At 66.9% G+C, this 11,449-nt stretch carries 14 protein-coding genes; 11 read left to right on the forward strand and 3 right to left on the reverse strand.

The genetic code is table 11. The features are described from left to right. The first annotated feature begins 11 nt into the window (after positions 1 to 11). The 3 genes from AB431_RS21695 to AB431_RS21705 are packed head-to-tail and all read left to right on the forward strand — an operon-like array spanning position 12 to position 2,458. Positions 12 to 1,157, forward strand: a complete 1,146-nt coding sequence (locus AB431_RS21695; protein ID WP_047331669.1) for an amidohydrolase family protein — start codon at positions 12 to 14, stop codon at positions 1,155 to 1,157. Positions 1,158 to 1,160: 3 nt separating this feature from the next. Further along, entirely contained in the window at positions 1,161 to 1,553 is a 393-nt protein-coding gene (locus AB431_RS21700) for a Rieske (2Fe-2S) protein (RefSeq protein WP_047331670.1), read from the forward strand. After that, the gene (locus AB431_RS21705; RefSeq protein WP_047331671.1) at positions 1,550 to 2,458 is read left to right on the forward strand and encodes an alpha/beta fold hydrolase; all 909 of its coding nucleotides are present in this window, start codon (positions 1,550 to 1,552) and stop codon (positions 2,456 to 2,458) included. The genes AB431_RS21700 and AB431_RS21705 overlap by 4 nt, the downstream gene beginning before the upstream one ends. Before the next feature lie 14 nt (positions 2,459 to 2,472). Here the strand turns inward: AB431_RS21705 and AB431_RS21710 are convergent, their stop codons facing one another. After that, positions 2,473 to 2,955 carry a hypothetical protein gene (locus AB431_RS21710; RefSeq protein ID WP_047331672.1) on the reverse strand — a complete coding sequence of 161 codons (483 nt, stop codon included), beginning with the start codon at positions 2,953 to 2,955 and terminating at the stop codon, positions 2,473 to 2,475. A 149-nt stretch (positions 2,956 to 3,104) separates the two neighbouring features. Between AB431_RS21710 and AB431_RS21715 the strand changes: the two genes are divergently transcribed. The 8 genes from AB431_RS21715 to AB431_RS21750 all read left to right on the forward strand — a co-directional run bounded on the left by AB431_RS21715 (position 3,105) and on the right by AB431_RS21750 (position 10,236). Continuing rightward, on the forward strand, positions 3,105 to 4,316 hold the full coding sequence (locus AB431_RS21715; RefSeq protein ID WP_235435728.1) for an NADH-ubiquinone oxidoreductase-F iron-sulfur binding region domain-containing protein: 1,212 nt from the start codon (positions 3,105 to 3,107) through the stop codon (positions 4,314 to 4,316). A gap of 8 nt (positions 4,317 to 4,324) precedes the next feature. Then, the gene (locus AB431_RS21720) at positions 4,325 to 4,609 is read left to right on the forward strand and encodes a ferredoxin (RefSeq protein WP_200902782.1); all 285 of its coding nucleotides are present in this window, start codon (positions 4,325 to 4,327) and stop codon (positions 4,607 to 4,609) included. Further along, positions 4,606 to 6,252, forward strand: coding sequence for an OB-fold domain-containing protein (locus AB431_RS21725; RefSeq protein WP_047331675.1), 1,647 nt, complete (start codon positions 4,606 to 4,608; stop codon positions 6,250 to 6,252). Before AB431_RS21720 ends, AB431_RS21725 begins: the two co-directional genes overlap by 4 nt. Beyond that, positions 6,249 to 7,118, forward strand: coding sequence for an alpha/beta fold hydrolase (locus tag AB431_RS21730; RefSeq protein ID WP_047331676.1), 870 nt, complete (start codon positions 6,249 to 6,251; stop codon positions 7,116 to 7,118). Before AB431_RS21725 ends, AB431_RS21730 begins: the two co-directional genes overlap by 4 nt. Next, entirely contained in the window at positions 7,118 to 7,936 is an 819-nt protein-coding gene (locus AB431_RS21735) for an NAD(P)-dependent oxidoreductase (protein WP_047331677.1), read from the forward strand. The genes AB431_RS21730 and AB431_RS21735 overlap by 1 nt, the downstream gene beginning before the upstream one ends. Next, the gene (locus tag AB431_RS21740; protein WP_082135766.1) at positions 7,933 to 8,748 is read left to right on the forward strand and encodes an NAD(P)-dependent oxidoreductase; all 816 of its coding nucleotides are present in this window, start codon (positions 7,933 to 7,935) and stop codon (positions 8,746 to 8,748) included. The genes AB431_RS21735 and AB431_RS21740 overlap by 4 nt, the downstream gene beginning before the upstream one ends. 97 nt (positions 8,749 to 8,845) lie before the next feature. After that, positions 8,846 to 10,048, forward strand: coding sequence for a cytochrome P450 (locus AB431_RS21745; RefSeq protein WP_047331678.1), 1,203 nt, complete (start codon positions 8,846 to 8,848; stop codon positions 10,046 to 10,048). Beyond that, entirely contained in the window at positions 10,045 to 10,236 is a 192-nt protein-coding gene (locus AB431_RS21750; RefSeq protein WP_047331679.1) for a ferredoxin, read from the forward strand. Before AB431_RS21745 ends, AB431_RS21750 begins: the two co-directional genes overlap by 4 nt. A gap of 43 nt (positions 10,237 to 10,279) precedes the next feature. Here AB431_RS21750 and AB431_RS21755 read toward each other — a convergent pair whose 3' ends face one another. Then, positions 10,280 to 10,786 (reverse strand): hypothetical protein, encoded by a 507-nt coding sequence (locus tag AB431_RS21755; protein ID WP_047331680.1) that lies wholly within the window; start codon positions 10,784 to 10,786, stop codon positions 10,280 to 10,282. Continuing rightward, positions 10,783 to 11,391 carry a TetR/AcrR family transcriptional regulator gene (locus AB431_RS21760; RefSeq protein WP_047331681.1) on the reverse strand — a complete coding sequence of 203 codons (609 nt, stop codon included), beginning with the start codon at positions 11,389 to 11,391 and terminating at the stop codon, positions 10,783 to 10,785. Before AB431_RS21760 ends, AB431_RS21755 begins: the two co-directional genes overlap by 4 nt. Between the last annotated feature and the right edge of the window lie 58 nt (positions 11,392 to 11,449).

The raw sequence follows: 11,449 nt of genomic DNA on the forward strand, positions 1-11,449 counted from the left end.
AGGAGACCACGATGACTCTGACCCATAGCCAGGAGCGAGTCGCTCCCGCCGAACGCGTCGCGATCCGGTGCGTCGATTCCGATGTCCACCCGGTGCCCAAGCGAGGCGTGCTGCAGGAGTACATCCCTGAGCCGATACGTACCAAGTACTTCAGAAATCACCGGGTCGGCGAGACGATCTACTACGACTCGCCAGACTATGCGCACGCCTACGCGATGCGGGTCGACACCTTCCCCGACGACGGCGAGTTCGCCTGCAGCGACCCCGACATGGCGCTTCGGCAGGCCGTGATGGAGGCCGGCGCCGACGTCTGCATCCTCGAGCCCGCATTCGCACCGTGCCGCATCCCGGAGGCGACCGCGGCACTGGGCTACGCGCACAACACCTGGCAGACCGAGCACTGGCTGGACAGCAGGACCAACTGGCACGAGCGCTGGCGCGGCTCGATCTGCGTCGCCATCGAGGACCCCGAAGGGGGGGCCCGCGAAATCGAGAAGTGGGGCGAGCACCCGTACATGGCGCAGGTGATGATCAAAGCCGAACCTCGCCCGTCGTGGGGTGACCCGAAATACGACCCGATCTGGGCGGCGGCGACCAAAATCAACAAGCCGGTGAGCTGCCACCTGTCGCGGGGCTTCTACGAAACGCTGCCGATCCCCCCGGTGGGCTTCCCGAGCTACAACCACGACTTCATGGTCAGCTACTCGCTGCTGGCCGCCAACCAGGTCATGAGCATGATCTTCGATGGGCTCTTCGACCGGTTCCCCACCCTGCGCATCGTGTTCGTCGAGCACGCCTTCAGCTGGATCCTGCCGCTCATGTGGCGGATGGACGCCATCTACGAGGCCCGCAAGTCCTGGCTGGATATCAAGCGTAAGCCGAGCGAGTACGTCAAGGACCACATCAAGTGGACCACCCAGCCGCTGGACTACCCCGAGGACAAGACCGAGCTGCTGCGGGCCTTTGAGTGGATGGAATGCGAGAAAATTCTGCTGTTCTCCTCTGACTATCCGCACTGGACCTACGACGACCCGCGCTGGCTGGTCAAACACCTGCCGGAGCACGCGCGGGAAGCGGTGATGTTCCGCAACGGGATCGAGACGTACGGGCTGCCGGATACCGTGCCGGCCCTCGAGGGTCAGACGCGGGTCTTCTGAGCGATGACTCAAGCCGACAAGCAGCCCCGCCTGGCGCAGGGCCGAGAGCACGTGGTCGCGACCGTTGACGAAATACCGCCCGGCACACACAAATTGGTGCCGATCGGCCGGCATGGCGTCGGGGTGTACAACGTCAACGGCACGTTCTACGCCATCGCCAACTATTGCCCGCACGAGGGTGGACCGCTGTGCTCTGGGCGCCCCCGTGGGCGCAACATCGTCGACGAGAGCGTTCCCGGCGACGCGGTGATGGTGCGCGATCTGGAGTACATCTACTGTCCCTGGCACCAGTGGGGATTCGAGCTGGCGACCGGTACGACCGCGGTCAAGCCGGAGTGGAGTATCCGCACCTACCCGGTACGCGTGGTGGGCGACGACGTTCTCGTGATGGCATGAGCACGCCGACGACCGCGGGTCCGCAGCTGCGTGACGGCGAGCAGGTCCTGGAGATCAACGGCGGCAACGTCGTATACGAGATCCTCGGCGAGACAGGTGATTTCATCGCCCTTACGCCGGGTGGCCGGTACAGCAAGGACATCGAGGGCCTACGCCCGCTGGCCGAGGAACTGGTCAAAGGCGGCTACCGCGTGCTGCTGTGGGACCGGCCCAATTGCGGAAAATCCGACCTGCAGTTCTACGGGCAGAGCGAATCCCACATGCGCGCCGAGACGTTGCACGGGTTGATCACCGGGCTGGGCGTCGGCCCGTGCATCATCGCCGGCGGCTCGGGCGGCGCCCGCGATTCGATCCTGACCACGATCCTGTACCCCGAGATCGTCACCAAGCTGGTGGCGTGGAACATCGTCGGTGGCGTGTACGGCAGCTTCGTGCTGGGCTCCTACTATCTGGTGCCGAGCATTCTCGCGGCGCGCGGTCTCGGCATCAAAGGCCTTCTGCACGTAGACGAGTGGAAGGAACGCATCGCCGAGAACCCGGCCAACAAGGACCGCATCCTGGCGCTGGACACCGACGAGTTCCTCCGGGTCATGCTGCGCTGGCTCAACGCGTTCGTCCCCAAGCCGGGTCAGGCGATCCCCGGGGTCGACGACGAGTACTTCGGCGACATCAAGGTGCCGACCCTCATCATCCGTGGCGGCGAGAACGACTGGGACCACCCCAAGCGCACCTCGCTCGAGGTGAACTGCCTCATCAAGGGCTCCACACTGATCGACCCGCCGTGGCCGGAGGACGCCTGGGAGCGCGCCGGTGAAGACCGGGCATCCGGAAAGGTCAAGCACTTCAACATGTTCGACACCTGGGTGCAGGCGGCCCCGGCCATTCTGGACTTCCTGCGCCGATGAGCATCCGGTTGCACTCAGACCAAGCGGATGTGGACCTCACAGTTGGTCGCGGCCTCCAGCGCGGTGTGCACCCGGCTCTCCGGGATGCGCGCCATGTCGGACTTGCTCAGCGTGACGTGCAGGATGTCGTAGCCGTCGTCACCCACGGTGCGGGCGATCTCGCCGCGCAGTCCGAAACCGGCCAGCACGCCGTGCGCATCCTCGTCGGTGCCGCGGCTGACGTAGGTGACGACACCGATCACCGGTTCGGTGCCGAACGCCTTGGCACACAGGGCGATTCCAGCGCGCTTGAGCTCGTCGGGATCGACGGTGGCGGTGTTGCTGATCAACAGCTCGGCTTCGCGGCGGCCGCGCGGCATCGCGGCCAGGTTGTTGTCGACCACGGTGACGCCGCTGTCATCGGCAAACGTGCGCAGCGCCGCCACGCCCTCGTTGAGCTGCGCAGGCGTCAGCTCACCGGACGGGTCGACATCGATACGCACAACCGCCGTTCTCATGGGCGTCAGCCTAGCGACCACGCGCCGGGTGCCCGAATCAGAAGAGGTGACCGATGAATGCGACTGCCCCCGTGAGCACGGCCTTGACCGTCGCCAGTGCACCGGGCTTGACCCCCCGCTTGTTACGGCTGCCGGCGACGGTGGAGAGCATGAGTGCCTATACGTCCTCCGGTGGCTACGAACTGCTGACCAACATCGAAGCACTGCTCGCCGAAGTGGAGAATTCCGGTCTGCTCGGCCGCGGCGGTGCCGCCTTCCCGCTGGCGATCAAGCTGCGCACGGTGCGCGCCGCGCACACCCGCGGCCATGAGACCGTGGTCCTGGCCAATGGCGAGGAGGGTGAGCCGGCCTCGGTGAAGGACCGCTGGCTGCTGCGGCATCGACCGCACCTGGTGCTCGACGGCGTGCGACTGGCCGCCCGGCTGGTCGGTGCGCAGCGGGCAATCGTCTACGTCTCCGACCTCGACGCCGCGCGCGCCGTCGATTCTGCGTTGAATGAGGTCGGCTTCGATATCCTTGGCGGCCTGCAGATTTCGATCGTCACTGTGGACGCCGGCTACGTCGCAGGTGAGGAAACCGCTGCGGTCCGGGCGGTCAACGGGGGACCTGCCAAGCCGACCGACAAACCGCCACGGCCCTTCCAGCACGGTGTCGCCGGACATCCCACGCTGGTGAGCAACGTCGAAACACTGGCGAATCTGCCCTACCTGCAGCGCAACGGAGCCGCCGCATTCCGCTCGGCCGGGACGCCGGCGTCGCCGGGCACCTTCCTGATGACCATCACCGGGGCAGGGCGCCCGCCGGCCCTCTACGAGATGCCACATGGCATGCCGTTCACGGATCTGCTTGCTTTACACAGTGTTTCGCCGGACTCGGTGCAGGGCGCGCTGATGGGCGGATACTTTGCGGGGCTGCTGAATCGCGACGTGCTCGACACCACGCTGGACCATGAGACGTTTCGGGAGATGGGCTGCGGCCTGGGTTGCGGAGCCGTCGCGATCCTGACCGACGATTGCCCGGTGGCGGTGGCGGCGTCCGTGCTGGCGTATTTCGACCGGGAGAACGCCGGGCAGTGCGGGTCCTGCTTCAACGGCACGGCAGCAATGGCCGCCGCCGCCGGTGCGCTGCGCGATGGCGCGGCAACCGCCGAGGACGTCGCACGGCTGGAGCGGTGGTCGGTCGTGCTTCGCGGCCGGGGTGCCTGCGCCACCCTCGACGGGGCGGCCAATGTGGCGGCCAGCCTGCTCAAGCACTTCCCCGCGATCGTCGAACAGCATCTGGCCGGCGCCTGCGATCCGTGCGGGGCGGGTCGATTCAGCGCCCAGCGACCCTACGAGGTGGAGGCGGTGACGCAGCCATGAGCGGCGAGATGCGAATTCGGCTGGACCGGACGCTCTGTGACGGTTTCGGCGTCTGTGCCAAACACGCTCCCAAGCACTTCTCGCTCGACGACTGGGGCTATGCGTCCCTGATCGGTGACGGCCGGGTGAGCGAGGCCGACCGTGACGATGTCCTGCGAGCACTGTTCGACTGCCCGGTGCACGCGATCATCGAGATGAGCGACAACGAATTCGACGGCGAGACCCGCCCGGTGACCACGCCGGCGACCGACGAATCGCCGGCCTTCGAGGCCCGCTGGGGCTTCGCCCAGTGACTCGCGCTCCGCTGCCCCAGGTCACCGAGGAGAACGAGTTCTTCTGGACCTCCGGCGCCGACGGCACCCTGCGCATCCAGGGCTGTCAGAGCTGCAGCTCGCTGATCCACCCGCCGCAGCCGGTGTGCCGGTACTGCGGAAGCCACGACCTCAAGGCCCGGCCGGTCAGCGGCACGGCGGTGCTGTCGGCGTTCACGGTCAACGCGAGGTTCAGCATTCCGGGCCTGCCTGCCCCTTACGTGGTGGCCCAGGTCGCGATCACCGAGGATCCGCGAGTTCGGTTGACCACCAACATCATCGACGCCGACCCCGCCGATCTGGAGCTGGGTCAGCTCGTCGAGGTGGTGTTCGAAGAGAATGACGACGTCTATCTGCCACTGTTCCGTCCGGTGACACCCAAGCGGATCGGCGAGGAGCCGGCCGACGAGATCGCACCTCAGGACTTCGCTCGACACATCCGTCCGCCGCTGACCGCCGACAAGTTCGAGGAGCGTTCGGCGATCACCGGTATCGGCGCATCACGGCTCGGCCGCCGGTTGATGGTGAACCCGCTGTCGCTGACCATCGAGGCCTGCGAGGCCGCGGTGGCCGACGCCGGCCTGACCTTCGCCGACATCGACGGGTTGTCCACGTACCCGGGCCTCGACGTCGCCGGGATGGGTGAGGGCGGCGTGACGGCCTTGGAAGGCGCGCTGGGGTTGCGCCCCACCTGGATCAACGGCGGGATGGACACGTTCGGCCCGGGCGGCTCGGTCATCGCGGCCATGATGGCCGTCGCGACCGGAATGGCGCGGCACGTGCTGTGCTTCCGCACGTTGTGGGAATCGACGTTCCAGGAGTTGCTCAAGCAGGGCAAGGCTGCGCCCCCCGGCGGCGCGCGTACCAGCAGCTGGCAGATGCCGTTCGGCGCGATATCGGCCGCACACACGTTGGCGCTCAACGCTCAACGCCACTTCGCCCGGTATGGCACCACCCGCGAAACGCTGGGCTGGATCGCGATCAACCAGCGGGCCAACGCCGCGCTCAATCCGACCGCCATCTACCGCGATCCGATGACGATGGAGGACTACCTGTCGGCACGACCGATCACCACGCCGTTCGGGCTCTACGACTGCGACGTGCCCTGTGACGGCGCGGTCGCGGTGATCGTCTCGGCGGTGGAGGCAGCTCGCGATCTCCCGAAGACGCCGGTGCTGTTCGAAGCGGTCGGCACCCAGATCGTGGAGCGCACCGACTGGGATCAGACGACGCTGACCCACGAACCACAGGTGCTGGGCCAGTCGGCACACCTGTGGACACGAACCTCGTTGCGACCCAGCGATGTCGACGTTGCCGAGCTCTACGACGGGTTCACCTTCAACTGTTTGTCGTGGCTCGAGGCGCTGGGCTTCTGCGGCATCGGCGAGGCCAAGGACTTCCTCGACGGCGGCACCAATATCGCCCGGGACGGGCTGCTGCCGTTGAACACCCACGGCGGTCAGCTCTCGCACGGCCGCACCCACGGCATGGGCCTGATCCACGAGGCCGTCAGCCAGTTGCGGGGTGAGGCCGGAGACCGGCAGGTCAAGGATGCCAAGGTCGCCGTCGCCAGCAGCGGCGGACTGACGCCGAGCGGCGTGCTGCTGATGCGAGTCGACACATGACAGTTCCCGTCCGCCGGGTCGTCCCCGTCGACGGGATCCCCATGTCGGGTCTGTTCGTCGCAGCCGACGATCCGCAGGCAGTAATCATCGCCCTGCACGGTGGGGCGTCCTCCGCGGCGTATTTCGACTGCCCCGGCCATCCCGAGCTGTCCTTCCTGAGAGCCGCTGCCGCAGCGGGTTTCAGCGCGGTGGCTCTCGACCGGCCGGGTTACGGAGCCTCGGCGCCGTACTCCGATGCGATGTGGGAGCCGGAGCGTCGGGTCCAGCTGGCCTACGCCGCCGCCGATGCCATGCTCGGCAAGCGGCAACGTGGTGCCGGCCTGTTCATCCTCGCGCATTCCAACGGTTGTGAACTCGCGCTCCGGATGGCCGTCACCGAGCGCGGACAAGACCTGTCCGGCCTCGAGCTGGCCGGCACCGGATTGCATCAATACCCCGCTGCCAGAGCCATTCTCAAACAGGCCACGCCAACTCACCGGCCCGCGGGTCTGCGCGAGCTGATCTGGGCGCCCGAAGATCTGTACCCGGCCGACGTCATCAACGCCGTCGGATCCGCCGGCGCCCCACCGCAAGAGGCTGAGATCTCGACCAACTGGGCCGGACGTGATTTCGCGGCGCTCGCCGGGCATGTCACCGCCCCCGTCCGCTTCACCGCCGCCGAACACGAGCGGGTGTGGGATTCGACGCCCGAGGCCCTGGCTGATATCGCCGCGCTGTTCGCCAAGTCGCCGCGGGTGGAGATACACCACCAGAGCGGCGCCGGCCACAACCTGAGCCTGAGTGTGGCTGCCGCGCAGTATCACTCGAGCATTTTGTCTTTCGTTGAGCAATGCATCACCGATGATGTGAACAGGGAGGCTGGCTAATGCGCGTCGGATTCATCGGGCTGGGCAGCCAGGGCGGCCCAATGGCCCGCCGGATCGTCGAGGGCGGCTACCCCCTCACACTGTGGGCGCGTCGCGAGGCGTCGGTGGAGCCGTTCGCCGACACCGCGGCAACCGTCGCTGCCTCACCGCGGGAACTGGCCGAGGGCAGCGACCTGGTCTGCCTGTGCGTGGTCGGCGATGCCGACGTACTCGAGGTGGCCACGGGCGAAGGCGGTGTGCTGTCCGGACTTCAACCGGGCGGCATCATCGCGGTGCACGCCACGGTGCATCCGGACACCTGCCGACAGCTGGCCGAGCGAGCCGCCGCGCAGGGCGTTTCGGTGGTTGATGCGCCCGTCAGCGGCGGCGGTCCGGCCGCGGAGGAAGGAAAGCTGCTGGTGATGGTCGGCGGTGAGGACGCCGTCGTGGAAAGGGTCCGTCCGGTGTTCGCCACGTATGCCGACCCCATCGTGCACTTGGGTGACGTCGGCTCCGGACAGGTCACCAAGCTGCTGAACAACCTGTTGTTCACGGCGAACATCGCGACCGCCAAGACCGCACTGGATCTCGGTGCGGCGCTGGGCGTCGCACCGGAAAACCTGTCCGAGGTCATCACCCGCGGGTCGGCCAACAGTTTCGCGCTGGGCAGCGTGGCGCGCTTCGGCGGCAACCTCGACATCCTCAAGCAGGTTGCCGCGGGGCTGCTGCACAAGGACGTCAGCCTGATCGCGGGCATCGCGGAGAAGGCCGGCGCACAGCCCGGTGCGGTGCTCGACGCCGCTGACGCGGCACTGAGGTTGATGGACAACCCACGGTGAAAGTCGGCTTCATCGGCGTGGGCCGGATGGGCGCACCCATGGTGCGTCGGCTGGTCGACGCTGGTCATGAAGTCACGGCACTGGGACGCACTGCCGAAAAGCTCTCCGCCGCAGCCGAACTAGGCGTCACCGCAATCGGGAGTCCGGCCGGGGTGGCCCGTGACGCCGAGGCGGTGGTGGTCTGCGTCTTCACCGATGAGCAGGTGCGTCAGATCGTCCTGACCGACGATCTGCTGGGCGCCATGCAGCCCGGCTCGGTGCTGATATTGCATACCACCGGAAACCCGCGCACCGCTGAAGCAATCGCCGCGAAAGCACGCGAACCAGGCATCAGCGTGCTCGACGCACCCGTGAGCGGTGGACCGCACGACATCGCGGCCGGAACGGTGACGGTGTTCGTCGGCGGCGACGATGATGCGGTGGAACGGGCGCGCCCGTTGCTGTCCAGCTATGCCGACCCGGTGCTGCATGTCGGCCCGACCGGATCCGGTCAGCGGGTCAAGCTCGTCAACAACACGTTGTTCGCCGCGCAGATCGGGATCGTGGCCGAGGCCGTCGGCTTGGCCGGTCGCCTCGGTGTCGACGAGGCCACGCTGCTGAGCGCGCTGCTCCACGGCAGCGGAACCAGCCGGGCGCTGGACTCGATCGCCCGCGTCGGGTCGGTGGCCGGATTCCGCGGCGCCGTCGGCGAATTCATCGGCAAGGATGTGGCCGTCGCCCGTGCGACGGCGGCCGATCTGCACACCGACCTGGGGCTGCTCGCCGATGTCGTCGGCGCAGCCCTTCCGAGCGCGAAAGATCGGGTGATTTAGCTATTTTGCGCTCTCCCGCCCACCCCACTGTTAGCGTTACAATCAATCAACCTTCCGTAACGCTTATAGGCCAGCACTCGCCTCGGAGGAGAATGCAATGACTCAGGCCGAACTCGTTTTCGATCCGTTCTCGCAGGAGTACTTCAACAACCCGTTCGATATCTACCAGCGCATGCGGGACGAGGCCCCGCTGTATTACGACGCACGCGAGGACTTCTACGCGATCTCCCGCCACGAGGACGTCGCGGCGGCGCTGAAGGACCACGAGAGCTTCTCGTCGACCCGGGGTTGCGATCTGGCCATGGTCAAGGGCGAGGAGCCGCCGCAGAAATCCATCATCTTCATGGACCCGCCCGAGCACCGCCACATGCGCAGCCTGCTGAACAAGGCGTTCACTCCGCGCGCGGTGCAATCCCAGCGCGACGTGGTCATCGAACTGGTCGACAAGTATCTGGCCGCGGCCAACCCCAACGAGTTCGACGTGGTGCAGGACTTCTCCGGGCCCTTCCCGGTCGAGGTCATCACCCGGATGGCCGGGGTCCCGGAGGAATACCGCCAGCAGGTTCGGCACTGGATCGACACCAGCCTGTCCCGTGAGCCCGGGCAGATCGGCACCAGCGAGGCCGGCATGCAGGCCAACATCGACACCGCGATGTACTACTACGGCCTGGTTCAGGAGCGGCGGGAAAACCCGCAGGACGACATGATCAGCCGCCTGATCGCCGCCGAGATCCCCGACGACGACGGCAACATGCGCCGTCTCGACGACATCGAAATCTGCGGATTTGCAACGCTTCTCGGCGGCGCCGGTGCCGAAACCGTCACCAAGCTGATGGGAACGGCCGCGGTCAACTTCGCCCGGTTCCCCGAACAGTGGCAGAAGCTGCTCGACGACCGGTCCAAGATTCCCGCCGCGGTCGAGGAACTGCTGCGGTACGAAGGCCCGGTGCAGTACAACGTGCGCTACACGCTGCGGGACACCGAGGTTCCCAGCGGCAAGATCCCGGCCGGCAAGCCGGTGTTCCTGCTGATGGCGTCGGCCAACCGCGACTCGGCCGCCTTCACCGACGCGGACAAGTTCGACATCGACCGCGACCGCACCGAGGCGCAGAACCTGGGCCTCGGCTACGGCATCCACAGCTGCCTGGGCGCCGCCCTGGCCCGCATGGAGAGCGCAATCGCGCTGGAGAAGATGCTCGATTTCATGCCGCGTTACGAAGTCCAGTGGGACGGCTTGCGACGGGTCCAGATGCAAAACGTGGCGGGCTTTTCCCACGTACCGGTGAAGGTGCTGCGATGAAGATTGAAGTGGACTTCGGCCTGTGTGAGGCCAACGCGATCTGTATGGGGATCATCCCGGAGGTCTTCCAGGTCGACGACCAGGATTACCTGCACGTCCTCAACGACGAGGTGACCCCGGAGAACGAGGCGCAGATCCGCGACGCAGTGCGCCAGTGCCCGCGGCAGGCCATCTCCATCAAGGAATGAGCCCCGGCCGGCCCCGCCGCCGCCGCGCTTGGCGTCGCCGCCCTCAGCTGGCCGGGACCAGATCGGCGCCGATCGGCGGGCAGCTCATGGTTCCGCTTCGGAAGGTCTCGGTCGCGGCGACCGCCACATTCTCGACGGCGGCGGCCGCCAGCGCCTGTGCCTTGAACACCCGTGCCGCCGAGCTCAGCCGATGCTCGACCGAGTCGACGCTCCGGTCGAGATCGGCCGGCTGAGCCTCGCCCCACAACGCCACCTCGGTCATGCCGTAATCCAGCGCGCGCAGCACACCTTCGCGCACCCGGGCATCGGCGTCGACGAGGTCGGCGGCCACCGCCAGCGCCTGGGGATGCTGCTGATCGTCACCGGCCGCGATCATCGACTCGAAGTCGGAGGTCTGCGCACCCAGGATCGTCAGCGGGCGGGTGTCGCCGGGCTGCGCGAGCAGAACATTGACGTCCCAGCCCGCCATCACGCGGTCAAAGATCCAACCGCCTGCGTGTTGCACCGCCTCGGCGACGGTGGGCGCGACGATGTCGAGCCGGTATCTCATGATCCGGCGTCCGGTATCAGCTGGCTCGCCAGCGACTTGGAGTACTCCCGGAACACATCGATCAGCGGTATCGACGGGTCGAGTAGCCATGAGGTCTCCATTCCGTTCACAAATGCCAGTATTTCCACGGCCTTCCGGGCCGGGTTCACGTCTGATCGGTATCGGCCTTCGGCCTGGCCGCTGCGGATGCGGTCGGCGATGATTTCCACCGCCTGCCGGTAGCGGTCCACCAGCCGGTCGTGCAGCGGGGCGTCGGGGGCGATGTTCTCGACCATCAGAACCGCGAAGGTCCCGACCAGCTGCGGCGACCGGTCGAACCGGTCGGCGGCATTCGCAATGCCCTCGATCAGGTCGCCGAACAGGTAGTCGGCGTGCTCGCTGTCGTCGGCATCCCGCGCGTCGAGCACCGCGTGCAGCAGTTGCTCTTTGGATTCGAAGTGGTGCAGCAGCCCCGCCGCGGTGACGCCGGCCTCCCTGGCGATCTGAGCCAGGGTGGTGTTGCGCCAGCCGTTGCGGGCCAGCAGGCGCTGCGCGACATCGAGGATGCGCTGCTTACGGTCCTCCCCTTTGGCAAGGAGGGTGGCGTAGGGGCGAGCCGTCGTCACCGCACTCCTTCCCACAGACCAACCTAGTGAACACACAGTAGGTTGGTTTGGACCGATG

The sequence above is a fragment of the Mycobacterium sp. EPa45 genome (assembly GCF_001021385.1).
In the GTDB taxonomy this organism is placed as follows: Bacteria; Actinomycetota; Actinomycetes; order Mycobacteriales; family Mycobacteriaceae; genus Mycobacterium.